Genomic DNA, 25,753 nt, shown 5'->3' on the forward strand with positions numbered 1-25,753 from the left:
TCTCGGCTACTGAGGTGCCATTTCCCTAAGTAATTGCAGGGGAGTAAGACAGGATCTCCCCTGGCACATCATGTTGCAGTTTCCAGATGATCTGCATGGGCTTCTTGCCGGAGTGACTCACATATTCAACCGACCCAAGGAATGTATACGGGGCTGCACCAACCTCGTCGTTGAGGTACTTCCTCACGAACAGGAACACATCTGATCCGGACTCCTTGTGAGTCTGGTAGCGCATCCCGCTCTTAGTATGCGGTGCAGTCTCCCTCTGCGACTCCCAATGGAAATGGCGAGTGTCGATCGCGTAGTCCTTATAGCGGACGTCCTCTTTGAAGTCCTTTTCCTTCTTCACCAAGGTAACGAACAGAACGTCTGCGTTGGCTCCTTCGCACCACTCAGCACCAGTCTGGGATTGTGAGGGATAGGGGCCCGTAAATGCGGTATGGCCAATTGCTGTGAGTGCTTCCGCTCTCGTGTACGTGGAGTGTACTCGGAGGGGCAGCTGATCACGGGGAGGGTCCAGCCGAATAGGTGGATGTTCGATCCGAGCCTTGCTGTACTCAAGAATCTCACACGCTTCTGATCGGGCAAAGGGCTGATGTGCGAGATGGTCAAGGGCTTCTTGGTATGAGGAGAATCCCGAATCCCGTGAGCCTCCGTCCCACAGGTTGAGGATCAGCATTCGAGCATAAAGCTGCTGTGCCGGGGAGAGGTCCTCGTAGCGAGGTGAATCAAGGCTCAAGAGAGAGTGGTATGCATCAGCTCGCTCGGGATCGTCCACGTGGAGGAGCTTGCCCATGCGGTTAAGGAGCTTGTCCTCGCGGTCCGGCGCAGGCTCCGTGAGGAGCTTGGAATCCCGCCGTGCTTTGGTCCACGAGTTGCCGTTGCGGTAGATATCTGTGATATCTCGCATGCTACTTTCGAGATATTGGGCAAGGGATTCCGGTTTATCTGCCTTCACCTCCTTGACGATTTGCGGGAAGTGTAGCCGCGCCTTAATGTTGCGGATGATCAATTCTTTGGATTTGCGATCTAGGATGATCTCGCAACCGTCAGGAAGTCCGTAAGAGTCGTTCTCGATACTCTTAATGAGTCGGCCTTTGTGCAGCCCGGTCACCGCGGCAAGACGCGCCTCGAAGTCGTAGTTGCGTCCATGACGCCCCACGAAATCAAGAACAGTAAGAAACTCCTTGTCGGACGTGCGCCGCAGTCCTCTTCCGAACTGTTGAAGGTAGACGGTAACGCTTTCAGTTGGGCGAAGGAAGAGCAGGGTGTCGACGTCTGGGATGTCCAGTCCTTCGTTGAACAAGTTGACGGCGAAGAGTGCTTGGATCGTCCCCTTCCGCAGCCCAGCGAATGCTGACTCTCGCTCTGCCGGGGGCGTGCTTCCATCGAGTGCCTTAGCGTTTATACCGCGCTGCTGGAAGTAGTCGGCCATGAATCTAGCGTGCTCTACGGATACGCAGAACCCGAGTGCTCGCATTGACGTGGGGTCAACTATTTTGTCGTAGAGCTCCGTAAAGACCAGACGCGCGTGCTCGTCCGTCGCGAGAAGAATCTGCGTCAGTTCTTTGCTGTCGTAGCCGCTGCCCCGCCAGCGCAGGTGCTCAAACTGCGCGGAATCGTCGGCGATTCCGTAATAGTGGAAAGGGCTGAGGAGGTTGCTGTCAAGCGCTTCCCAGAGGCGCATTTCAGCTGCAATTCGACCCTCAAAATGCAGGTCGTGCACATTTTCGCCGTCATGCCGTTCGGGCGTTGCTGTGAGGCCCAGCAAGAGGCGATCCTCTGAATGAAAGCGATCGATCACCTTCTTGTAGGTATTTGCCGCCGAGTGGTGAAATTCGTCAATGACGAGTACGTCGAAGTGTCCGTTTTCGAATGATTCGAGGAAGCTCGCGTTGCTGAAGGATTGGATACTGGCGAACAGGTGCTTCCGCTCAACACCTTGGAGGCCGCCTACGTGGAGTTCCCCGAAAGTGCTGTCTCCGAGGGCCTTTCGGTACGTCTCTAGTGATTGCTCCAGGATTTCCTTCGTGTGCGCTACGAACAGTAGTCGCGGCTTTTCTGCCTTCTTCTCGCACAGCGACTTGTAGTCAAGGGCCGCCATGACGGTTTTCCCGGTGCCCGTTGGGGCGACTAGCAAAGCGCCCGGCTTTTTATGAACCTCACGTTCCGCCCGGAGGCGCTCGAGCATGTCCATCTGGTGTGGCTGCGGCGTTATGCTCTCTGACGGCTCCTTGATCTTTCCGACGGGGATCCACTTGCGCTTCTGGATTGCTGCCGCAAGGCGATCACCGTCGATGTCTGGGTCATAGGGTTCAAACGCCCCAGATTCCCAATACCCTGCGAAAGCATCCTTAAATGTGTCGAGAACTCCCGGAGCGGACACAGGGGAAACCCGGACGTTCCACTCGAGTCCCGTACTAAGTGCTGATTTTGAGATGTTTGAGCTGCCGATATAGGCGGTGTGGAAACCCGTATTCCGATGAAAGAGCCAAGCCTTTGCATGAACGTGGGAGCCGGAGGATTCATAATTGATGCGCACCTCCGCCCCAAAATCGTGGACCAATCGATTGATGGCTCGCGGTTCGGTTGCCCCCATGTAGGTCGTGGTCAGAATGCGAATGGGGATGCCACGTTCCTTAGCATCGCGCAGTGCGGGCCGCATGTGGTAAAGGCCCGGCCACTTGATGAAAGAGCAAAGAAGATCAATCGCGTCTGCTGAGTAGATCTCGTTTTGCAGCTCTTCGCCCATTGTGACGTCTCGCCTGTTGGTAATGAGCGTCGCTTCTGACATGGGGGTACTTGGGCGCGGTATAGGCGAACTGTCGGCGCCTTTGCTCAGCCCGAGCAACTGTCGGGGCCCATCTGCGAGCAATGCCCCTGGAGGTACGACGTCATCCAGACGCTTCAGTACCAGATTGGTGTAGATGCCTCTTTCAAGAGGGGAGAGCCCAGCGAGCTTCTCCTCTATGACGTCGGAAACATGGCGCGCCAGTATGCGTGGAGACGAGCCTGGGGCGACGTGTGCTTCATCAGCTGCCCAGCCCTCCTTCCGCAACTTCTCCAGCCGAGCCTGGAGCTGTTGGGTGATCAGCTGCTCATAGAGACCTGCGATCGGCTGGTCATGGCTATGTGAGTCGGACATGTCCCCCCTCTGGACCGTACGTTCTGCTGAACGTTGTACCAGCGGGCTATGACAAGAGGGGCCTGATCACGTCAACTCGACGTCCAGCGTGGCCAGCAGACCGTGAGGCCGCACCAACGCAGGCGAGAGTGCTGCAAGTTCACGTCTCAAGATTGGCGACTCAGCAGGCCCCTCATCGCGGTGACGGATACCCCACCCACCCCGCCCCCACCGGCCGGCTCAGGGCCAGGGCGGCGCTGGTGGTTGGGGGGCCGGCCAGGGGGCGGTTGGTCCAGAGGCGTTGGAGGAGTTCGTGCTCGCGGGCGGCGAAGTCGGGGGCGGTGGCGCCGTTGTCGGCGCGGGCGCGGAGGAGGGCCAGGGCGGTGGCGTCGTGCTGGTAGGCGGCCACGGTGCGGGCCGCCTCCGGGCCGTGGCTGCGGCGGGCCATCGCGCGGGCCATGGAGCGGGCCCGCATCGAGGAGAGGGACCACGGCTCCGGCTCGCTGAACCAGCCCGCGGCGGCGTACGCGGGCAGGGTGTCCCGTACGACGCGCAGCTCGTACAGCCGTGACCAGATGGCCAGCCACGTCAGCGCGCCGAACACCGGGATCATGAAGAGGCCGTACACGGCGAGGAAGGTGTAGTTGGCGAAGGATGCCGAGCCGTTCCATATCGCGTGCAGCAGCACCGCCGTGAACCAGCCCAGCAGCGGCAGTACCCAGCGCAGGGTGCGCCGACGGCGTGGCAGGGCCGCGACCATGCCGAAGGCTATGCCCGTCATCGACGTGAACAGCGGATGCGCGAAGGGCGCGAAGATGATGCGGATGAAGAACGTACCGGCCGTTGCCGAGCCGGAGAGGCTGTCGGGGTCCAGCACCGTGTCCTCCCCGTACGCGGTGCCGAGATAGAGGATGTTCTCCGTGAACGCGAAGCCGGCAGCGGTGATGCCGGCAGCGGCTATGCCGGCGACGACGCTGTCGAGATGGCGGCGGCGGAAGAGGAAGAGCAGCAGGATGGCCCCCGCCTTGGTCGTCTCCTCGACGACGGGGGCGATGACGGTGGCACCCAGCGTGTCCGCCTGGTGCGGCGAGTCGACGACGACGGAGGAGGCCAGCCAGTCGGTCGCGAAGCCGTTGGCGAGGATCGCCACCAGCGTCGCGGCGCACGCGCCCCACGCGAAGGCGAAGAGATGGGTACGCCACGGAGCGGGCAGCGGCGCGCTCAGCCAGCGGAACGCGGCCAGCAGCAGCGGTACCGGAAAGAGTGCCAGTCCGAACCCGACCAGCAGGCCCTGCGTACCCGTCTGTTCACGTACCAGTGCCAGGATCATCAGCCCGCACAGGGCGAGCAGCACGATCACCGCTGTGGCGCGCAGGGTGCGCTGGTTCCGCTGCCACCAGGACGGCACCGGATGCGTCTGCATGGGATGCCCGGATCCGCCCTGCCCGGCGTCGTCCATGGGGGCGTACATGCCACCCACCGGGGACGGGTTGGTGGGGTACGGCGCCCGGTCCGACGGAGCGGCCACCTCCGGGTAGTGCGGGGCCGCCGAGGGGACGGCGCCCGGCCCGGGGGGTTGCGGGGGCGGCGCTGCGGGAGCGTACGGAGGCGTCGCGCCGTAGTACGGAGACCCCCCGTATGGAGAAGCCGAACCGTACGGAGCCTGCGGCGAGGGCGGAGACGGCGGTGTGGCGGCGTACGGGGGCGGGTCCGCGGGAGCGCCCTGGTGCGGCGGCGCTTCCGGATTCGCGGGTGCGTACGGGTTCACGGGGGCGTACGGGTTCGCCGGCGCCGGGTCATCCGCGTACGCGGACCCCTGCGCGGGCGGGGGCGTCCGGCCGGGCTCGGGATGTGCTGCCGAATGCGTGCCGTCCTGGGGACGCGGACCACCCCGCTCCGTCTCCGGTACCCGGTCCTGGGGGCTCTCCGGCCGACCAGGACGTGCGGGCGGGACAGGCGCGGGGCCGTCGGAAGGCCCGGGCGTCGTCGGGTTCGGTGGCGCGCCGGGGGCGCCGGTTGCCTCGTCATGCACCCATCGACAGTAACCAGTGTGGGTGACGCATGCTGCGGCACCGCCACAACGACCGTCGGGCGCCGTCGCCCCTCGGCCACCGAGCAGGGTGCGGTCTCAGCGCCGCCTGAAGAGCAGGTCCCGCACCTTGTGCCCCTTGTCCAGCCCCTGTCCCTCGAACCGGGTCAGCGGACGGTTCTCGGGACGGGGTGCGAAACCGCCGTCCGGCTGGGTGTTCTCGTACTCCGGGTGCGCGCTGAGCACTTCGAGCATCTGCTCCGCGTAGTCCTCCCAGTCCGTCGCGCAGTGCACGAGGGCGCCCGGCCGCAGCGGCCCGGCCGCCAGATCCAGGAACTCGGGCTGGAGCAGCCGCCGCTTGTGGTGGCGGGCCTTCGGCCACGGGTCGGGGAAGTAGATCCGCAGTCCGGAGAGCGAGTCGGGGGCCAGCATCTCCCGCAGCAGGATGATCGCGTCACCGTTGCCCACCCGTACGTTGGTGAGGCCCTGCTCGTCGGCGAGGCGCAGCAGATTGCCCTGGCCGGGGGTGTGGACGTCCACGGCGAGTACGCCGGTGGCCGGGTCGCCGGCCGCCATCTGCACCGTGGCCTCGCCCATTCCGAAGCCGATCTCCAGCACGACGGGCAGCTGCGGGTCCCCGAAGAGCTCGCCGAGGTCGATCTTCCGCAGTCCGTCCACGTCGAACCCCCACTGCGGCCACAGCCGCTCCAGCGCCGCCCGCTGGCCCTTGGTGACCCGGCTGCGGCGGGGCTGGAAGCTGCGGATCCGGCGCTCGTGGTGCGACCCGGCCGGATCGGGTGAGGGCCCGGCCCCCGGCGGGAACATCCGGGCCATCACCCGCGGAGCCGGCGCTTGTCCGACACGGGCGTCATCAACTCGCTGCGGACCGTCATCAGCGTCCTTCTGGTCGTCGCCGGGTCCTGCCAGGCCGACCGCGTCGCGGGTGGGATCGTCACTCTGAGGGAAGTCTTTGCTTTCGGACACGATGTTTCAATTTTACGGGGGCGGCTGCGGCGGCGGAGGGACCCGTCAGCCCTCTCCCAGCGCCCGGGCCACCCTCCGCGCGATCTCCCTCCCGATGGGCAGGGACGCGGTTGCCGCCGGCGAGGGCGCGTTGAGGACGTGGATGGTGTGCGGGCCCTCGGCGAAGAGGAAGTCGTCGACGAGCGTCCCGTCCCGCAGCACCGCCTGGGCCCGTACCCCGGCGGGCGCGGGGCGCAGGTCCTCCGCCGTCACCTCGGGCAGCAGCCGTCGTACGGCGGCGGTGAACGCCGGGCGGGAGAGCGAGCGCCGCACCTCACCGGCTCCGTAGCGCCAATGGCGGCGGGCTGTCCGCCAGGTGCCCGGGTGGGTGAGGAGCCGGGCCAGCTCGGCGGGGCGTACGGTCGGCCACGCGTATCCCTCCCGGGCGAGTGCCGGGACGGCGTTCGGGCCGACGTGTACGCCGCCGTGCACGCCGCGGGTCAGATGGACGCCCAGGAAGGGGAACGCCGGGTCGGGTACGGGATAGACCAGCCCCCGCACCAGATGTTCCCGCTCGGGCGCCAGCTCCGCGTACTCGCCGCGGAACGGGAAAATGCGGGCCTGCGGGGCATCTCCGGCAAGTCGGGCGATGCTGTCGCAGTGCAGTCCGGCGCAGTTGACCAGGGCGCGTGCCCGCACCACCGTCCCGTCCGCCGTGCGGACGGCGACTCCGCGGCCCGGGCGGCGGTCGATCGCGGTGACCTGACCGGCGGCGCCGTACTGCACCTCGGCGCCCGCGTCCTGTGCCAGCCGGGCGAGCTGATCGGCGACGGCGACGAAGTCGGCCACGCCCGTCGTCCCGACGTGGATGGCCGCGAGGCCCCGTACATGCGGCTCGTGCTCCGCGATCTGCGCGGGGCCCAGCTCCCGTACCGGGATGCCGTGCTGTCTGCCGCGCTGGATGAGGGCGTGCAGCCGGGGCAGTTCCCGGTGCTCGGTGGCGACGATCAGCTTGCCGGTGACTTGGTGCGGAATCCCGTATTCCGCGCAGAACTTCACCATCTCGGCCGCGCCCTGGAGCGCGAACCGGGCTTTGAGGGAGCCGGGCGGATAGTAGATGCCGCTGTGGATCACGCCGCTGTTCCGCCCGGTCTGATGGCGCGCCGGGCCGGGCTCCTTCTCCAGGACGGTGACCCGGGTGCCGGGTGCCCTGCGGGTGAGGGCATGGGCGGTGGACAGGCCGACGATGCCCGCACCGATCACGAGCACGTCGCAGTCGAGTCTTCCGGACGTCGAGGACACGTCCCCCATCATGAACTGCCTCCGCCTTCCCGACTCAGCTGCCTCCCCACCTCACGCGCCTCTCCAGCCCATATCGTCCCCCGCTCACGGGAGCGACCATCTCTCACGGGGGACACCAGCCGTCACGCCGAAGCCATCAGCCCTCACGCCGGAAACACCAGTCCTTACGCCGGAGCCATCAGCCCTCACGCCGGAGCCACCAGCAGTGGCCGGGCGCGCTCGCGCAGCTCGGCGACCCGGGGCTCGTCCCCGTACGGCTCCAGGCGGTGCAGCAGATCGCGGACGTACTCCGTGGTGCGCGCCGAGGAGATGCGGCCGGCGACTTCCACGGCGCGGACCCCGGCGGCGCAGGCCGCGTCCAGGTTGCCCGACTCCAGTTCGGCGACGGCGGAGACGACCAGCCGCAGCCCGTGCGAGCGGACGAACTCCTCCTTCGGCTGGGAGAGCGCCTTCTCGGTGAACCTGCGCACCTGGCGGGGTGCCTTCAGATCGCGGTAGCACTCGGCGGCGTCGGCCGCGAGCCGGTCGTAGGAGTAGAAGTCGAGCCAGGAGGGGTCGGGATCCCCCTCGCGGGAGCGCTCCAGCCAGCTCTCGGCCGCCGACAGCGCTGCGGCGCACGCCTGGGCGTCGTTCGCCTTGGCATGGGCACGGGCCTCGACGAGCTGGAAGAAGCTCATCGTCCGGGCAGTCGCCAGCCCCCGGTTGCGCTCCAGCGCGGCCTGCGCGAGGTCGACGCCCTCGTCGGCGAAGCCCCGGTAGGTCGCCTGCAGCGACATGGAGGCCAGCACATAGCCGCCCAGGGGCACATCGGCGGCGGCGCGGGCCAGCCGCAGCGCCTGGATGTAGTACCGCTGCGCGGCCTCCTGCTGTCCGGTGTCGAACGCCATCCAACCGGCGAGCCGCGTCAGTTCGGCTGTCGCGCCGAAGAGGGAGCGTCCCACCTCGTCGGTGTAGGCGCCCAGCAGCAGCGGTGCGGCGTCCACCCGAAGGCACTCGGGGACCATGGACGAACGCCAGTCACCACCGCCGTACTTCGAGTCCCAGCGGCGCGCCTCGTCCGCCGCTTCACGCAGCTTGGAGACGTCGGTGTGCCCGACGCGCAGCGGGGTGCTGGCCCCGTCCACGTCGCCGTCCCGTCCGTCCCGGCCCTCCCGCAGCCGCCCTTCGGCCATGGCCAGGAGCCCGCCGTTCGCGGCGGAGTCCGCTCTGGCCCCGTCGCCGGACGGGTGCGCCCCCTCCAGATATTCGACGTGGCGGGCGACCGAACTGTCGGCCGGGGTTATGAGCCAGCGCGAGGCCGGGGTGGCATATGCGCTCACGGCGAACGAGCCGGCGAGGGACTGCCAGATGCTGCCGCCGCCGCGCCGCCCGGCGAGATCGAGCCGGTAGAGGTCGGTGGCCGACTTGACGGCGGCGCCGACATCGCGCGGGAAGGCCAGCCCGACCTCGGGGGTCGGATCGGCGTCCGCGAGACCGATCTCGTGCAGCGGCACCGGACGGCCGAGCTTGCTGCCGATGGCAGCCGCGATGAGGTGGGGCGCCGCTCCTTGCGGCACCATCCCCTTCGACACCCAGCGGGCCACCGACGTCTTGTCGTACCGAAGAGTGAGGCCGCGTTGGGCCCCCAGATCGTTGACCCGTCGGGCGAGTCCGGCGTTGCTGATTCCTGCGAGGGCGAGGACGGTGCCGAGCTTCTCATTCGGCCCGCGTGACTCCCTGGACATGCGCACCCCTGACCACACCGACGACCGCCCCGCGGCTGTAGCGCGGGGCCCCCTCCCGTCACTGCGCACTGCGCGGCGCGGAAAGCACTGCGAACACAGCGTAGTTCGCCGCATCCCGACCGTTAAGAGGCGTCATGCCGGATGGCGAGATCTATGTCCGTACGCGTGTACGTGCGGGGGTCACGTGCCACCCCCATGCTGCCCCGCGCGAAGCGGCTGGAATCATGCGCGCCGTCCGCGGGACGTACGACTTCTCCGGCGCCGGTCGCCGTGCCCCTGGCGTGTGGCCGTGCGCCCACTCATGCGCCTGCCGGACCCGAAGGGGGGAGCGGTTCGATGGGAGTCGCGTGGGTCGGCCCGCTGCACAGGATCAGTGGGCTGGGGGACACCGCCGTCTCATTCCCCGCGGACGGCGGTCCGGGCCGGGAGGTGCGCAATGCCCCTCCCGGCCCGGCAACGGGACGGGGCGGGAACGAAGTTCGAGGCGCGGGTCTCGCCGGCGGACGAGCAACGCGGACAGGCCGCGGCCGTCCCCTCGAAGAGCCCGCGCGGAAGAGCGCGGAAGGGCCGCGGCACCGGGGCGGACGTGGCCTTTCCGTCGGTAACAGAGGTGGGTACGGAGATCGCTCGGAGGCGCCGTCGTCATGGGCGTCTCCGGGTGACCGCTGCCTCGCCGCAACGCGCGGCGCAGCACGGTGTCTGCCGCGCCTCGGCGTCACCGTCCCGGCGCCGCCCGCTGCCTTCGCCCGGGGTGTCCACTTCTGTGGCGCCCCCGCCCGGAGCGTGCGGCCGGCGCCCGGAAGCGGCCACGTCCGGAACGCTGCTTGCCGTGTGCTCCCTCCCATGCTTCTGTGCCCCGCGCATGCGACGGGCCCGCGCGCCCCGCGCGTACGGTCCGTGCGGATCGTGCCCGGCTGTCCCGCTCGCCCCGGTTGCCTTCGGTACGCCGCCCGTTCGCTGTTGCGTAGCGAGGGGGCAAGACGGCTGTTACGGCGTCGCGGAGGCCGTTCATATTTGGCCGAATGACATCGGTCGCGTGTGCCGTGCCGGGTGCGGACGCCACTGGTATATGCCGCTGCCGATTCGGCAACTCGACGGCCCGGCAACGGCCGCTCGGGGGCGCTGGGCGGTGCGCGAGGGGCGGCGTACTGAGCTGAGGTATGCGCCCCTTACACGCCTCCTGCGCGCCACTCTCGTGGCACCATAGCCGCAACGGCAGCAGGTTTCCCGGACGGCAGACACCCGCCGCTCCAGGCGCCCGCGCGGTGCGCAGACAGCGGTGGAGTGACGCGAAGGCAGGCGGCGATGCGTTGGTTGGTGGGGTGGAGCAGCGCCGCGGCATCGCCCGACCGCCGTCGCGGATCCGCCCGCAGCACCGCCAACTCCGGCCGCTCGGCAACCGGTTCCGCCGACGCCTACGCCGATCGCCACACCGGCCGCGATCCTCGTGAGTCGTACCGCCCGTACGACTCTCATGACCAGCACAACTCCCACCACCCGTACAACTCCCGTGACCCGTACGACTCCTACGGCCCCTACGGGCACGCCCCGCACACCGCGCACATCCCCGACGGGAGTGACGGAGTCCTCCAGCCCGTCGGCGCACAGGTGCTGTGGAGCGGACCCGACCCGCTGTGGGCCGTCGGCGACTGGCGGCCGGACGAGATCCGCGTCGTCGAAGCCCAACCGGGCAACCGGCTCGCGGTGTTCGGCTGCTGCGGCGCCAGCGACGACGAGCTGCGCCTCGGCCTGGTCGCCGCGCGCGGCGGAGCGTTTCGTCACCTGACCGCCTGGCCCGGCAGCTATACCGCGGTCGCCTGCGTGGGCCGCCGGATCACCATCGCGGCCGACCTCGCGGGCGCCCGGCCCGTCTTCCACACGCCCTGGGCGGGCGGCACCGCCTATGCGACCGCCGCGCTGCCGCTCGCCGATCTCGTCGAGGCCGAACTGGACTTCGGGCACCTGGCCGCTCTGCTGGCCTGCCCCGAGGCGGCCGAAGCGCTCGGCGAGGGCACCCCCTACCGCGGGGTGCGGCGGGTGCCGCCGGGGCACGCGCTGATCGTGCGGGACGGCGGCAGCCGCGAGGTCGCCAGCTACGAGTCGTCCGCCTCACTCGTCGTCGGCGCCCCGCCCGTCGATCCGGAGGCAGCGGTCGCGGGCGTGCGGGACGCGCTCGTGGACGCCGTACGGGCCCGGCTCACCGCGCCCCGCCACGCGGCCGAACAGGACGTTGACGTAGGGGCCGTACGCGATCCGGGGCCGGTGCCCGGCATGGGCCCCGCCGACCGGCAACGTGCGCGGGGCGGCCCGGCACCCGGCGTCGGCGCCGACCTGTCCGGCGGGCCCGCGTCCGGCACCCTCGCGCTGCTCGCCGCCGGGCTGCCAGGTACGCCCGGCACCGTCTTCGGCTCCGGCGCGGCGAGCGCGGGCGAGCGGCTGCTGGCGGTCACCTTCAACGACCTCACCCTGAGCAGCGCCGCGAACCTGGCCGGCACCACGGCCGACCCGCCCGGCACCGCGAGCGCCGACAGCCATCTCGCCGAGCTGGAACGGGCGCACGCCATCGCGGAGAACCCGCGGCTGCGCCATGTCGTGGTGACCGGCAGCGAGGAGACGCTGCCCTACGCGGATCTGGAGAACGGCCCCCTCACCGACGAGCCCGGCCCCTCCCTGGTGACCGCGGAACGCCACCGGCACCGCCTCTCCGCAGGCAGCGCCGACCACTTCCTCGGTTCGGGCGCCCGCCAGGTCCTCGACGCGCACCCCGCCCGCCTGGCCGATCTGTTGTTGGACCGGCGCCGCCGCCATCTGGTGCGGCCCGTCGCCGCGTTGGCCCGCGCCGAGGGACAGTCGGGCGGGCAGGTCTCGGGCCGCTCACTGCTGGTGCCCGTGACCATCTACCGGGCGGCGCGCAGGCTGGCCCGTACGCCCTACCGCGACGGGGTCGTGGAGACCGCGGCGCAGCTGCGCGACAGCTCGTTCACGGCTGCCGCCTTCGCGCCGTACCCGGAGGGTGGCGAGAGCGCTGTGGACGCCTCGGTCGCCGCGCTCACCTGGTGCCGCCCCGGGCCTGCGGCGCGCTGGCTGACGGGGGAGGCACTGGCGGAGGTCTCACTGCGGCTGGAGGCCGCCGCGCAGGCCCGGCCCTCCGTCGAGCGCCCCGGTGAACGGCGGGCCCGGGCAGCGCTGGCCCGCGCCGCCGCCGACCACCGGGTGCTGGAACAGGCCGCGGAGATCCGCAACCAGCGGCTGCACGCTCCGTTCTTCGACAACCAGGTTGTCCGTTCGGCGAGGGAGTTGCCCGAAGCACTCCGCGTACGCCCGGGAGCGCGCGCCTCCATACTGCGTGCCGCCCTCGCCGGTGCGGGCGTGCACGGACTCCCTCCCGGCTGGGGCGCCCCTACCCACGCCACCCACCACGCCGCCCTCCGCGCCGGTGTGCGGCTGGCCGCCGAACAGTTGCTGGAACTCTTCCGTGCGCCGCTGCTGGCCGAGGCCGGACTGGTGGAGGCCCGCGTCGTACGCCAGGCCGTCCAGCGGGTGGCCAGGGGCGAACAGTTGCCCGTGGAGGGCATCGCCGACCTGGTCTCCATGGAACTGTGGCTGGGCCGTCTGCTGGCGCGGCGCGGCACCTGCTGGACCGGTTCTGCAGCGCCCCGCCACCGCGCCGCTGCGGCGGGCGTCCACCCGGACGCCCGCTACGAACGAATTCTTCCGCCCACTGCCGGGTGATCCCGAAGAGGCGCTCGCCTGGGGAAGGCGGCGCTCGGTGGGGGAGTCCGGGGGCGCCTGCCGGAAAATGTGGCGGCGGTGTGTGCGGCTGCGGGGACAATGGGCCCGTGCGGTATCTGATCCTGGGGGCGAGCGAGGCCCACGACGAGGCCGGCCGGCCGCTCCCGCTGGGCGGGCAGCGGCTGCGTGCGCTGCTCGCCGCCCTCGCACTGCGCTCCCACAGCCGCGCTCCCACCTCTCCGGACACACTGATCGACGAGGTGTGGGCGGACGGGGAGCCCGGCACGATGCCGGAGAACGCGCCTGCCGCGCTGCAGGCGCTCGTGGGCAGGCTGCGCCGGGTTCTCGGCAAGGACGCCGTCGAATCGCTGGCCGGCGGCTACCGGCTGCGGGTCGACCCGCAGCACGACGAGGTCGATCTGATCCGCTTCGAACGCCTGGCCGCCGAGGGCGAGCGCGCACTTGAGGCCGGGGACGCCGAACAGGCCGCCGCCGCGCTCCGCGAGGGTCTCGCACTCTGGCGCGGCCCCGCCCTCGCCGACCTGCCCGGCCGCACCCGCGTCGCGGCCCGCGCCGAAGCGCTGCGGCACACCGCGCTGCAACGCCGTCTCACGGCCGACCTCGCCCTCGGCCGCGCCGCCCGGGTGCTGCCGGAGCTGCGCGAGCTGGCGCCCGAACATCCCCTCGACGAGCCGTTGCAGACGCTGTATCTGCGCGCCCTGCACGAGAGCGGCCGTACGGCGGAGGCACTGGCCGGCTACGAGTCCGTACGCCGCGGCATAGCGGCCCGCCTGGGCGCCGACCCCGGCCCCGAACTGCGCGCCCTGCACGCCGAACTGCTGGCCGCCGGTACGCCGACCGGCACCTCGCCCGACAGAACCGGCACCTCGACCGGCACTGCCGTGCCCCGCTCCGGCGCCGCGCCGCCAGGGTCCTCCCGTTCTGCGCCGCCAGGGTCCTCCAGCGCCGCGCCGCCGGAGTCCCCTTCTGCGCCACCGGAGTCGCGCCCAACGCCGCCGGGTTCCGGCACCTCGACCCCGGGATCGCGCTCCGCACCTCCGCACTCCCAGGGCGAGCACAGCTCCCTCGGATCCTCCGGAGCACTCAGCTCCCCTGAGCCCCCTGAGCCCGTCGGATCCCCCGACTCACGCGACTCCGCCGAATCCCCCACATCCCTCAGGCCGCAGTGTGCCGACGAGAGTGCCCGGCCTCGACTCGGCAACCTCCGCGCACGGCTGACCAGTTTCGTCGGTCGTGAGGCGGACATCGCCGCCATCGGCGCCGATCTCGCCGCCTCCCGGCTGGTCACCCTGATCGGGCCGGGCGGCTCGGGCAAGACCCGGCTGGCCGAGCAGGTTGCCGCGACATCGGCCGCCGCCGACCCCGCGCCGTATCCCGACGGCACCTGGCTGGTGGAGCTCGCACCGCTCGACCACCCCGCAGCCGTGCCGGGCGCCGTGCTCAGCGCCCTCGGCCGCCGGGTGACGTCGCTGTCCACGGCCGCCACCGAGGGCACCCGTTCGCTGGGCGGCGAGGCGGACCCGACTGCGCTGCTGGTCGAACACCTGGAGCAGCGCGGTCTGCTGCTGGTGCTCGACAACTGTGAGCACGTCGTCCACGCCGCCGCCACCCTCGCCGAGACGCTGCTGGCGCACTGTCCCGGACTCACCGTGCTGGCCACCAGCCGCGAACGGCTCGGCATACCGGGGGAGACGGTGCGCCCGGTCGAGCCGCTGCCGCCCGCACCGGCACACCGCCTGTTCGCCGACCGCGCCGCCGCGGCCCGCCCCGGGTTCCGTACGAGCGAGGACCCGGAGGCCGTCGCCGAGATCTGCCGCCGCCTCGACGGACTGCCCCTCGCGATCGAGCTGGCGGCAGCGCGGCTGCGGTCGCTCACCCCGCGGCAGATCGCCGACCGCCTCGACGACCGCTTCCGCCTGCTGACCAGCGGCAGCCGCACCGTACTGCCGCGCCAGCAGACCCTGCGGGCCGTCGTGGACTGGTCCTGGGACCTGTTGGACGAGCGCGAACGTACCGTCGTACGCAGGCTGTCCGTCTTCGCCGGCGGCTGCACCCTCTCCGCTGCCGAACATGTGTGCGCGGACGGGGCCCCGGAGGACGCCGGGCGGTCACCCGCGCCGGACACCCACCCGGAACAGATCCACCCTGACGACGTACTCGACCTGCTCTCGGCACTCGTGGACAAGTCCATCCTGGTCGCCGACCAGCCGCCCGCCCTCACCGGCACCGGCGTGCGCTACCGGATGCTGGAGACGATCCACGACTACGCCCGCGAGCGCGCCGCCGAACACCCGGCCGACCGGGAGGCGGCCGAGGAACGGCACACCGCCCAGATCCTCCGCTTCGCCAACGCCGCCGAACCCCGGCTCCGCTCCGCCGAACAGCTCTCCTGGCTGCCGAGAGTCGAGGCCGACCTGGACAACATCCGCGCCGCCCTGCACCGCTCGCTGCGCAACGAGGACCGCGAGACGGTCGTCGCGCTCGTCCGCGTGGCCGGCTGGTTCTGGTGGCTGCGCAACTACCGCGACGAGGGAGCGCACTGGGTCGAGACCGTCCTGTCGATGTTTCCCCCCACCGCGGAGGAGCGCGACCCGGAGGAGGAGCTGCTCTTCCGGGAGTTCCAGCTGCTGGACTACTTCCTGCTGTCCGAGCACTACACCCAGGAGCTGCTCACCGACCCGCACCACCAGACCGTCGCCAAAGAACTGGTCGCGGCCTTCCGGCAACCCGGCCCTGCTGCCGCCCGCTTCCCGGGCATGCTCTGGCCCTTCACCGGCTATCTGATCGAGGGCAGCAAGGGCGTCGCGGCCCTGATGGACCTGTCCGTCGCCAACTGCCGCCGCTACGCCGAGCCGTGGGGGCTGGCCGTGGCGCTGCTCTTCCGCGCCCATGTGCGGATGGACCTCCCCGGCGGAGTGGCCGCCACCAAGGACGACCTGCCCGAGATCAGCGCCCTCGCCGACAGCACCGGCGACCGCTGGCTGCTGAGCCAGCTGTGCGGACTGCGCGCGGAGGTCGCCCTCCAGGAGGGGCGTTACGACGACGCACGCGCCGAGTGCGAGACCGCCCTGCGCTACGCCCAGCAGCTCGGCGCCCTCACCGAGATGCCGGTGCTGCTCGCCCGTATCGCCGACATCTGGTTCCGCCGCGGCGATACGGAACAGGCCGACCAGCTCGCCCGCCGGGCCATCGAGGACGCCGAACGCCTCGGCATCCGGGACGCACTGACCATCGCGGTCTTCGTCCGCGCGGTCGCGGCGACCGAGGCGGGTGACATCGAACGGGCCCGCGACCTCCACAGCCAGAGCCGGAAGAACGCGTCCGTCGGCACACCGCCCGCGATGTTCGAGGTCATGTTGCGGATGCTGGACGCCCGCATCACCGCCTCCGAGGGGCCGGATCTGCTTCCCGACGCCGTCCGCAAGATACGTACCGCGATTCGCATCGGGCTGGAGATCGGCATCCCGGAAAGCCTCGTCGGTCAGGCGCTGCTCACCGCCGGCTACATCCTGCACCTGAACGGCCGCCACCCGTTGGCCGTCCAGTTCGCCGACGCGGCCCAGCGACTCCGGGGCGAGCTGCCCGCGAGCGTCCCCGAACTCCGCATCGACGGCACGATCCGCGCCTACCCCTCCGCTGCCGCCGACGCCGGGGCGGACGGGACCGAGGGGGCGGGCGGGGCCGAGGGGACGGAGAGGGCTGATGGGACGGAGGGGGCCGACGGGCGACCGCCGCTCACCGCCGTCGAGGCCGTCGAGCGCCTGGACGAGCTGTGTGCCCAGCTCGCCGCCGACAGCTCCACCGAGGGCGCCCCGCCCGCTGCCGAGGGCTGACGTTCCACCACCAGCCGTACCTGGCGTTCGCCGGTGCTGGAGCTGAGCGTCACGGTGTCCCCCGTCACCCTGACGAGGTGGTGCTCGGCCGGCGGAGGCGGCGGCGGTGCGGGGCGGTGCCTCGGGGGCGGGGGCAGCGGCCCGGGCGCCGGTGGCTCGGGCGGCGCCGGTCCGGACTGCGGCGGTCCGGACTGCGCGGGGGCTCGGCCGGATCGACCGGTTCCGGTTGCTCCGGCTCCGGTGCGGGCCGCGGTTCGGCCTGCGGCGTCATCGGATCGGGTGCGGGCGGCTCGGGCTTCGGCTCTGGGGGCCGGGGCTCGGTCCGGGGCGCGGGGTCCGGCTTCTCGGGCGGCTGTCCGGGCGCGGCAGGCGGCGCCGGGTGCCGTGCCTCAGGCTTCTTGGGAGGCTCGCCGTCGCCTCCGGACAGCGCGTATGCGAGCGCCGCACCGGCCGCCGCCGCCACACCGAACCCCATACCGGCCTTCGCGGGGGCGCCGAGCCCTTCCGACGCCGCACCGCCCGCCCCGGCTCCGGCCCCGGCACCCGCACCTCCGCTTCCGGCGCCACCGACCGCAGCGCCACCTGCACCGCCCCCGGCTGCGCTTCCTGCGCCCCCCGGGCTTCCCGCTGCCGTGCTTCCCGCTGCCGCGCCGCCCGTGGCCGCCGTCGTCGCACCGCCGCCGATCAGCGCCGCGAAGGCTTTGGCGCCGCCCGCCGTCCCGAACCAGCCGACCAGGGCCAATGGGACCAGCAGCCTGAGGTGCTCGTTGAGGTCCTTGACCTCCGACGCCGCCTGCCGACATGCCGGGCACTCCTCCAGATGCCGGGCCAGCCCGCGTTCGGCACGCATCCGCAGCCCGCCGCGCGCATAGGCCCCGAGCCGGTCGGCGTACCGCGCGCACTCGCCGCCTTCCGTCAGTGCCTGGTTCACATGCGCCTGGAGGTACGCCTGCTTGAGATGCTCCCGCGCCCGGTGCGCCGCCGTCGCCGTGGCCCCCCCCGCGGGACTTGCCCAGCAGCGGCGCCACCTCCTGCGGCGGTACGCCCTCGACGGCGGTGTGCCACAGCAGTATCCGGTCGTACTCGGACAGGCTGCGGAACGCCCGTACCACCAGCTTCTGTTCGGCCTCCCGCATCGCCCGCACCTCGGCGCCCAGCTCGAGGGTGTCCTCGTCGCGCGCCGCGGAGGCCGCGGAGGCCGACTGTGCGAAGGCGGCGAAGTCGTCCACCAGCCGCTCCCGCCGCCGGGTCCGCGCCCAGTTCGCCCCCACATGCCGTACGGAGGCGAGCAGATAGGCCCGCACCGACGCCTCGGGGCCCTTGCCGCCGCGTACGGCCTGCAAGGTGCGGGCGAAGACCTCGCCCGTCAGGTCGTCCGCCGTGTCCGCGTCCCGGCAGCACGTACGGGCATAGCGGCGCACCGGCTCGGCGTGCCGCCTGTACAGCTCCTCGTACGCCTCGTTGTCGCCCTCCCGCATCCGGGAGAGCAGCTCCATGTCGGAGGCACCATGCCTGCCGGGTCCGCCACCATGCCTGCCGCGCCTGCTGCCACGCCCGCCGTGCCGGCCAGGCGCCCCTGAAGTGTCCTGCCGCCTGCGCTGCTCGGGCACCTGGCGCGATACCGACTGCTCGGGCACCCCCCTGGGGGCACTGCCAGGCCGAAGGCTGGGGGAGGGATCCGGACGGGGCTCTCCCGGCCCCCGCTCCTTGTCACCGCCCATAGCCGCGACTTCCGTACCCGCCCCGCGCGCTGACCATCGCGTCAGCGTGGCACAGCGCCGCAGGGCGGGAACCGGACAAGCAGACCAACCACCCGTTCGGGTACAGACACCCGGCTCTGCGAATGCCGAGGGCATGCTCCCCTGCTGACCTGGTGCTCAGCCCTCAGTGCGCCGCTGCGGAAGGCTGCTCAGCGCGCACTACGGGAGCGCAGCCCCTCCAGCAGGATGTCCAGCAGCCGCGTCGAGGCGGCGGCCTGCTGCGCAGCGTCCGGCAGCGAGGGAGCGGCGGTCGCTATCACCAGCAGCACATCGCCCACCGTCACGTCCGGGCGCAGCTCGCCCGCTTCCCGCGCCCGCTCGACCAACTGCCCGACGACCTCCAGCAGTTCCGCCGCTCCCGGGTCATCTCCCAGGTCGTACGCGGCCGAGGACTCGCTCGCCGCGCTGGGACGTTCCACCAGCCGCAGGTCCGGATGCGTCCCCTCGGCAGGCGTCGGAGCCTCGGTGTAACCGCTCAGCACGGAGGTGCGCTGCTGCGGCACCCGCAAGGCGCTGTCGGGCCGGGTCTCAGCGCGGAGTATCCGCGGCGGCAGCAGTCGCCCCGCTCCCGAGGCGACAGAGGTACGCAGGAAACGGGAGAGCGCCGACCAGGGCTCCTCCTCCTGGCCCAGCGCGGCCCGCGCCTGCTCCGTCAGCCGCGCGGTTTCTTCCTCGGCTATCCGCCTGACCAGCACGTCCTTGCTCGGGAAGCGGCGGTAGACCGTCCCGACCCCCACCCGTGCCCGACGCGCGACGTCCTCCATCGGCGCGCCGTAGCCCAGCTCGCCGAAGACCTCGCGTGCGGCGCGCAGTACATGCTCGAGATTCCGCTGCGCGTCCACCCGCAGCGGCGTCGTCCGCGCAGCAGCCGTGGCAGCCGTGGCGTGCGCGGTGGTCTGGCCCTCCGGAACAGCGGAGACAGCGGTCGGCGCCGCCCCAGCATGAGAGCCGTGAATACCCTGAATGTGCATCGTTGTTCCCCCGGAAAATCCATGTCTCCCCCCGGAGACCCCCGCGTCCGCGGGGTCGGAATGCGGCGCACTGGTCCATAGGCCGCACCCGCTGGGATACGAACATAGTTGAGCCCACCCTGAGAGAGAAGAGGGCGTCCCGGCACGGCCGTTTGGCCCTGACCCGCCCGAACCGGCCGCACCCCGCCCTTGCGCCCCTTGCGCCCCCTGCGCCCCAGCCGTGACCTGCAACGACCACTCTCCGTACGACATCGGTGATACGGAGAGCGCCCGGCGCACACCGGTCACATGATTGACGTGTCCTGTGGACAAACGAGGGGCCGAGGGTGCGTCATGGTCAGGTGACGAAGGCCACGAAAGAACCTGCGAAACCCGCGCGCATCCTCGTCGTCGGCGGCGGCTACGTCGGGATGTACACAGCGCTGCGCCTCCAACGCAGACTCAAGCACCGACTCCGGCAGGCCGCCCGCCCCGGCGAGGCCCTCGCTCCGGATGCCTCGGCCGTGCCCGGTACGCCCGGAGCGCCGAAGGATGCGGCGAACATGCCCGCTGTGCCGAGCACGCCGGATGCGCCGGGTGGGCCGGTCGCCGCATCGCTCGAGTCCGCCGACGGGGTCATCATCACGATCCTGGACCCCGATCCGTACATGACGTACCAGCCGTTCCTGCCCGAGGCTGCCGCCGGCTCGATCTCTCCGCGCCATGTCGTCGTACCGCTGCGCCGGGTGCTGTCGCACTGCCAGGTCATCGTGGGTGAGGCCCGCAGCATCGACCCCGACCGCCGTGTCGCGCACATCAGCACCCTCGTCACTTCGGAGGCCGACGCGGCCCGCGCGGCCCAGGCGGCACCCGGGGAACGGCCCGAGCCGCAGACCCTTGAACTGCCCTACACGGAACTCGTGCTGGCGCCCGGTTCCGTCTCCCGCACCCTCCCCGTCCCCGGCCTGGCCGAGCACGGCATCGGCTTCAAGACCGTCGAGGAGGCCATCGGGCTCCGCAACCATGTGCTCGAACAGCTCGACATCGCCTCCTCCACCCGCGACCCCGCGATCCGCGACGCAGCGCTCACCTTCGTCTTCGTCGGCGGCGGCTACGCAGGCGTCGAAGCGCTGGCCGAACTGGAGGACATGGCGCGCTACGCCTGCCGCTACTACCACAACATCTCCGCGGACGATCTGCGTTTCCTGCTCGTGGAGGCCAGCGACCGGATCCTGCCCGAGGTCGGCGAGGAGATGGGCGGCTACGCCCTGCGTGAGCTGCGCGCCCGCAACATCGACGTACGCCTCGGGACGCGCCTCGACTCGTGCGAGAAAAGGGTCGCCGTCCTCAGCGACGGCTCCCGGCATCCCAGCCGCACCCTGGTGTGGACGGCAGGCGTCAAACCCCACCCCCTGCTGGCCCGCACCGGACTGCCCCTCACCGCTCGCGGCAAGCTCAAGTGCGAGGCCACGCTGCGCGTCGAGGGCACGGAACACGCCTGGTCAGCGGGCGACGCTGCGGCCGTCCCCGACCTCACGGCGGACCCGGCGGCGAGCTCGGCGGCGGACCCGGCCAAGGCGTCCGGCCCAGCGGCGCACAACGGCGCGGAACCGCCGTTGTGCGCCCCCAACGCGCAGCATGCAGTACGCCAAGCACGCCGCCTTGCCGACAATCTCGCGGCGGTGTGCGAAGGCCAGGAACCCACCCCCTACCGGCACTCCTACGCGGGCTCGGTCGCCTCCCTCGGACTGCACAAGGGGGTCGCGCACGTGTACGGACGGAAACTCAAGGGCTACCCTGCCTGGTTCATGCACCGCGCCTATCACCTCAGCCGGGTGCCGACCTTCAACCGGAAGGCACGCGTGCTGGCGGAATGGGTGCTCTCCGGCCTGTTCAAGAGGGAGATCGTCTCTCTCGGCTCGCTGGAGCACCCCCGTGCCGAGTTCGAACTCGCGGCGGGCACCGAACGGCGCCCCGACGAGAACTGAGGGTTCCACCGGCACGGTGGGCCACACTGGGCATGTGACCATGGGTGGGCCCGCGTCTGCGAAGCGTGACCCCAAGCGGCCCCGAGCGACCCGAGCGAACACAGCGAACCACACAAGGAATCGGACGACGTGAACTTCACGCGCTGGAGCGCCCGACTGCCCGGCACACAGCGGCGCACCGCTGCCGCCCAGGCCGCGATAAAGGCGCGAGCGCAGTCGACCGAGACCTCCGCCGGCAGCACGGACGGCGGCAGCACGGACGACGCCGCCGAAAGCACCGGCGGCGAGCGCCCCGGCAGCACCGGCACGGGCAGCGACGGCACCGACAGCGGCACCGAGGACAGCGGCCCAACCCCCGCCGCGCCGGGGGAAGCCGACGGCGGAGCGACAGCCGATCCCACAGCGTCCGACCAGCGTGTACCCGGCCGGCCCGTGCCCGACCAAGCGGTGCCGGGTCAGCAGGTGCACCCGGACGAGGACGCTTCGGACACCCCCACCGTGCCCGCTGCCCGCAGCCGTCCGCACGCGGAGGCCGACCCGGGGCCGAACACCGAGGCCGACTCCGGACTCGAACCCGAAAGAGCGGCGCAGCGCAGACGTGCCATCGATGCGCTCCCCGTCCGTGCGCTGCTCGGCCAGGTCCCCGCGCTGGCCGCTGTCGTATACGGGCCCGAGCACCGCATCGCGTTCGTCAACGAGGTCTACACCCAGGTCTTCGGCCCCCGCCCCACGGGCGCAGCGGCCCGGGAGGCCCTGCCCGAGCTGGTCGAGCTCGGCCTGCTCCCGCTGATGGACCAGGTCCGGCGCAGCGGTCGGCCCCGTACGGTCAAGTCCCGCCGCGTACCCCCGCAGCCGGGCGCGACGGGCAGCAGACGCCGCCCCGGGTACTACACCTTCACATGCACCCCCATCACCACATCGGGTGACAGCGGCGTGCTGATCTTCGCCGCCGACGTCACCGACCAGGTGGAGGCGGTGGAACGGCTGCGCGCCAGCGAACGCCGCCAGCGCGAGGCCGCCGTCACTCTTCAGCGCAGCCTGCTGCCCCAGGAGTTGGAGCAGCCCGACGACCTGCGCGTCGCCGCCACCTACCAGCCGGGCGGCACGGACGCGGCCGTCGGCGGCGACTGGTACGACGTCATCACCCTCGGCGCGGGCCGCACAGCACTGGTCATCGGCGACGTCATGGGCCGCGGCGTGCGCGCCGCCGCCGTCATGGGCCAGCTCCGCACAGCCGTCCGCGCCTACGCCCGGCTCGATCTGCCGCCGCACGAGGTCCTGCAACTCCTCGACGGCCTCGCCGCCGAGATCGACGCCTCCCAGATCGCCACCTGCGTCTACGCCGTGCACGACCCCAACGAGGGCCGCCTCAGCTACGCCTCCGCCGGGCATGTGCCCATCCTCGTACGCGACCACGACGGCACCGTCCACCGCGCCACCGAGCACACCGGCCCGCCGCTGGGCACCGGCGGCTGGCTGCACACTTCCGGGAGCCTGCCGCTGCCCGAGGGCGCCACTGCCGTCCTCTACACCGACGGCCTGATCGAACGCCGGGACGCCGACATCGACGAGGGTGTGGACGCGCTGGAGAACGCCTTCGCGGGCGCCACCGGCTCCCCCGACATCATCTGCGACCGGCTGCTGCGCGCCCTGGGCATCAGCGAGGACCACGACGACGACGTGGCGCTCCTCGTCTTCCAGCGCCCGGTACGCACCGGCCCCGACGCCGAGCTGTTCCACGACGCGGCGCTCGACCTGCTCGGCGGCACCGAAGCGGCCCCGCGCGCCCGCGCCTTCGCCTCCGGCGTCCTGGCCTCCTGGCGCTTCCCCACCGAACTCCGCGACCTCGGGGTGCTGGCCGCCAGCGAACTGGTCGCCAACTCCCTCCAGCACGGCACCCCGCCGATGCGGCTGCTGCTACGCCGTACCGACCGCCGACTGATCATCGAGGTCACCGACGGCGACGAGCGCCTCCCCCGCCGCTGCCGCGCCGAGCCTGGCGACGAAGCCGGACGCGGCATCTCGATCATCGCCACGATCGCCTCGGCTTGGGGGAGCCGCCGCACCCCGGGCGGCGGCAAGTCGGTCTGGTGCGAGTTCGCCCTCCCGGGCAGGTAGCCGACGTACGGTGCGGCAGGGGCGATCCCGATCCGGATCGGTCCCTGCCGCTCGTCACCGACCCGCGCCGACGAGGCTGTCCTCAGGAGCCGGACGGACCGCATCGCCGCGCGCCACGATGACCGACCCGGGCCGGTCCTGACGCTCGGACAGCCGTCGCCCCAGCACCAACGCGAGCCCCGTCACGCCCAAGCAGCACACGACCAGCAGCACGATGTACGCCGACCAGGCCCCGGCCGCGGCGAGCGCACCGCCCACCGCAGGACCCACGGCCAGCGCCAACTGCTTGACCAGCGCGAAAGCCGAGTTGTACTGCCCGACCAGACGTGCCGGAGCCAGGTCGGCGACCAGCGGCGCCACCGTCGGCGAGAGCATCGTCTCGCCGAGTCCGAACAGCGCGTACGTACCAATGAGCAGCGCAGTAGCCACAGCCTGCGCCCCGTGCACAAACCCGGAAGCTCCCGCAGCCAACCACGCGACGGTCCAGATCAGTCCCACCAGCGCGACGACCCTGCTACGCCGCCGCCCCTCCACCAGCCGCAGCACCACGAACTGCGCCAGCACGATCACCGCTGTGTTGGCGGCCAGCGCGATCCCCAGCGTGGAGGTAGAGATCCGCGTGACGTCGACCGCGTACGCCGACAGCCCCGACTCGAACTGGCCGTAGCAGGCGAAGAAGATCACGAACCCCAGCACACACAGCAGCACCATCGACCGGTCCCGCAGCAGCACGCCCCAACCGGAGTCGCGCGCGCCACTCTCCGCCCCGGCAGTCGCCACAGGGCGCCCCACCCGCACCGTCACCAGCACGGCGAGCAGCACGAGGAACATCGTCGCCTCGATGACGAACAGCAGGGTGAAGCTGGCCGGCTCGTGCTCGTCGACGAGCATTCCGCCCAGCAGCCCGCCGACACCCAGCCCCAGGTTGTTCAGGAAGAACTGAGTGGCGAAGGCACGCGACCTCGATCCCGCCGTCGAGCACCACACGATCATCGTCGCGAGCGCGGGCTGGAGCACGGCGATACCGGCGCCCATCACGGCGGATGCGGCCAGTACGGCGGGCCCGCTGGTCGCCAGCCCGAACCCCAGCGCACCCAGCGCGGCCGAAACCGCACCGACGACAACCACCACCAACGGTCCGCTCCGGTCGATCACGCGCCCCGTGAAGGGCAGCACGAGCAGCGCGGCGGCGGCGAACGCCGCGAGCACCGCACCTGCGGTGCCGTCGCCGAGCTCCCGCACCCGCGCCACGTACACGAAGAGGAACGGCACCGTGAAGCCGTTGCCGAAAGCTGCCAGCGCGTTACCGAGCTGGATCCGCCGCAGAGCGGCGGCCGTCGCCGTGGTCACACTCACCTGCCTGAGTCGAGAGATGTACAAGGGATACAGCTACGAAGACTTCGAAGCTAAAGTTCGATGCTAAAGAATACACACAGCAAGCGTTTAGAGCGAACGAGTCATCGTGCGATACTGCGCACATGCCGGACCGACAGCCGACGCTCGACGAGCAGATCGCCATCTACCAGCGGGAGTACCGCGACCTCGACCCCCAGGTGGAGAAGGTGGTCAACGCTCTGAGCAGGCTGGACCGCCGGATGAGCGTGGCTTACGGGCGCCAACTCGCAACGCTCGGCCTCAGCAGCCCGGAGTGGGAGGTCCTCAAGGAGCTCGTCATGGCCGGCAGCCCCTACCAGCTCTGGCCCGGCACCATCGCCAAGCGGCTCGGCCTCACCCCTGCGGCGATGACCCACCGCATCGACCGGATGCTCACCCAGGATCTGGTCACCCGCGAGCGCGACCCCGACAACCGGGTCCGCGTGATCATCGGCCTCACCGACACCGGCCGCGAGAAGTGGCTCGAGGTCATGCGCATGGCGTCGGCCTTCGAGGAAGACCTCCTCCAAGACCTCTCCACCGACGAGCGCGTACAACTCGGCGAGCTCCTCACCCGCCTCCTACGCCGCGTCGAACATGCCCAACCCGACGCCGGCGGCCGCCTGACCGACCTCGACTGAAGCCCCGACCGAGGCCCGGTCAGGGCGAGTTGAGCCGCCCCTGATCCCGGTTGACAGTACGACCGGTGATCCGTAAGGTTCCTCGGGTTGTCAGCGGCCTGTCGTGGCTTCTGTCGACCACTCCTGCCGCTCCGGCAGAAACCTCTACTCAGCACCATCTCCCTTCGCAGGGGTCTGTTCGGCATGCCGAATTG

General features: G+C 71.0%; 13 protein-coding genes and 1 pseudogene. 5 read left to right on the forward strand and 9 right to left on the reverse strand.

The features are described 5' to 3' along the window. Nucleotides 1-25: 25 nt before the first annotated feature. The 5 genes from ACTWP9_RS29065 to ACTWP9_RS29085 all read right to left on the reverse strand — a co-directional run bounded on the left by ACTWP9_RS29065 (nucleotide 26) and on the right by ACTWP9_RS29085 (nucleotide 9,142). The gene (locus ACTWP9_RS29065) at nucleotides 26-3,145 is read right to left on the reverse strand and encodes a DUF3427 domain-containing protein (RefSeq protein ID WP_443249273.1); all 3,120 of its coding nucleotides are present in this window, start codon (nucleotides 3,143-3,145) and stop codon (nucleotides 26-28) included. Nucleotides 3,146-3,317: 172 nt separating this feature from the next. After that, on the reverse strand, nucleotides 3,318-4,595 hold the full coding sequence (locus ACTWP9_RS29070) for a PrsW family intramembrane metalloprotease (RefSeq protein WP_443249284.1): 1,278 nt from the start codon (nucleotides 4,593-4,595) through the stop codon (nucleotides 3,318-3,320). A gap of 657 nt (nucleotides 4,596-5,252) precedes the next feature. Further along, nucleotides 5,253-5,987: a tRNA (guanosine(46)-N7)-methyltransferase TrmB gene (trmB, locus tag ACTWP9_RS29075; RefSeq protein WP_443249285.1), complete on the reverse strand. Its 735-nt coding sequence runs from the start codon at nucleotides 5,985-5,987 to the stop codon at nucleotides 5,253-5,255. A 195-nt stretch (nucleotides 5,988-6,182) separates the two neighbouring features. Further along, nucleotides 6,183-7,427: an L-2-hydroxyglutarate oxidase gene (lhgO, locus tag ACTWP9_RS29080; RefSeq protein WP_443249286.1), complete on the reverse strand. Its 1,245-nt coding sequence runs from the start codon at nucleotides 7,425-7,427 to the stop codon at nucleotides 6,183-6,185. Between the two features lie 176 nt (nucleotides 7,428-7,603). Continuing rightward, nucleotides 7,604-9,142, reverse strand: a complete 1,539-nt coding sequence (locus ACTWP9_RS29085; RefSeq protein ID WP_443249274.1) for a sporulation protein — start codon at nucleotides 9,140-9,142, stop codon at nucleotides 7,604-7,606. Between the two features lie 1,305 nt (nucleotides 9,143-10,447). Here ACTWP9_RS29085 and ACTWP9_RS29090 point away from each other — a divergent pair. Both ACTWP9_RS29090 and ACTWP9_RS29095 read left to right on the forward strand, forming a co-directional pair. After that, nucleotides 10,448-12,874: an asparagine synthase-related protein gene (locus tag ACTWP9_RS29090; RefSeq protein WP_443249275.1), complete on the forward strand. Its 2,427-nt coding sequence runs from the start codon at nucleotides 10,448-10,450 to the stop codon at nucleotides 12,872-12,874. A gap of 107 nt (nucleotides 12,875-12,981) precedes the next feature. After that, the gene (locus tag ACTWP9_RS29095) at nucleotides 12,982-16,728 is read left to right on the forward strand and encodes an AfsR/SARP family transcriptional regulator (RefSeq protein ID WP_443249276.1); all 3,747 of its coding nucleotides are present in this window, start codon (nucleotides 12,982-12,984) and stop codon (nucleotides 16,726-16,728) included. 64 nt (nucleotides 16,729-16,792) lie between these two features. Here ACTWP9_RS29095 and ACTWP9_RS29100 read toward each other — a convergent pair whose 3' ends face one another. The 3 genes and pseudogenes from ACTWP9_RS29100 to ACTWP9_RS29110 all read right to left on the reverse strand — a co-directional run bounded on the left by ACTWP9_RS29100 (nucleotide 16,793) and on the right by ACTWP9_RS29110 (nucleotide 19,459). Continuing rightward, complete coding sequence (locus ACTWP9_RS29100; protein WP_443249277.1) at nucleotides 16,793-17,659, reverse strand: zf-HC2 domain-containing protein; 867 nt, start codon at nucleotides 17,657-17,659, stop codon at nucleotides 16,793-16,795. A 127-nt stretch (nucleotides 17,660-17,786) separates the two neighbouring features. Further along, nucleotides 17,787-18,584, reverse strand: a pseudogene (locus ACTWP9_RS29105) (RNA polymerase sigma factor); the annotation flags it as partial. A 53-nt stretch (nucleotides 18,585-18,637) separates the two neighbouring features. After that, nucleotides 18,638-19,459 (reverse strand): TetR/AcrR family transcriptional regulator, encoded by an 822-nt coding sequence (locus ACTWP9_RS29110; protein WP_443249278.1) that lies wholly within the window; start codon nucleotides 19,457-19,459, stop codon nucleotides 18,638-18,640. Nucleotides 19,460-19,869: 410 nt separating this feature from the next. Between ACTWP9_RS29110 and ACTWP9_RS29115 the strand changes: the two genes are divergently transcribed. Beyond that, on the forward strand, nucleotides 19,870-21,426 hold the full coding sequence (locus ACTWP9_RS29115; RefSeq protein ID WP_443249287.1) for an NAD(P)/FAD-dependent oxidoreductase: 1,557 nt from the start codon (nucleotides 19,870-19,872) through the stop codon (nucleotides 21,424-21,426). Nucleotides 21,427-21,555: 129 nt separating this feature from the next. Further along, on the forward strand, nucleotides 21,556-23,544 hold the full coding sequence (locus ACTWP9_RS29120) for a SpoIIE family protein phosphatase (RefSeq protein WP_443249279.1): 1,989 nt from the start codon (nucleotides 21,556-21,558) through the stop codon (nucleotides 23,542-23,544). A 54-nt stretch (nucleotides 23,545-23,598) separates the two neighbouring features. Here the strand turns inward: ACTWP9_RS29120 and ACTWP9_RS29125 are convergent, their stop codons facing one another. Continuing rightward, a complete protein-coding gene (locus tag ACTWP9_RS29125; RefSeq protein ID WP_443249288.1) occupies nucleotides 23,599-24,894 on the reverse strand; it encodes an MFS transporter in 1,296 nt (431 codons plus the stop codon). A gap of 128 nt (nucleotides 24,895-25,022) precedes the next feature. Here ACTWP9_RS29125 and ACTWP9_RS29130 point away from each other — a divergent pair, with 128 nt between their 5' ends. Then, nucleotides 25,023-25,559: a MarR family winged helix-turn-helix transcriptional regulator gene (locus tag ACTWP9_RS29130; RefSeq protein WP_443249280.1), complete on the forward strand. Its 537-nt coding sequence runs from the start codon at nucleotides 25,023-25,025 to the stop codon at nucleotides 25,557-25,559. The last annotated feature ends 194 nt before the right edge of the window (nucleotides 25,560-25,753 follow it).

The sequence above is a fragment of the Streptomyces sp. 3N207 genome (assembly GCF_052246355.1).
Lineage (GTDB): Bacteria > Actinomycetota > Actinomycetes > Streptomycetales > Streptomycetaceae > Streptomyces.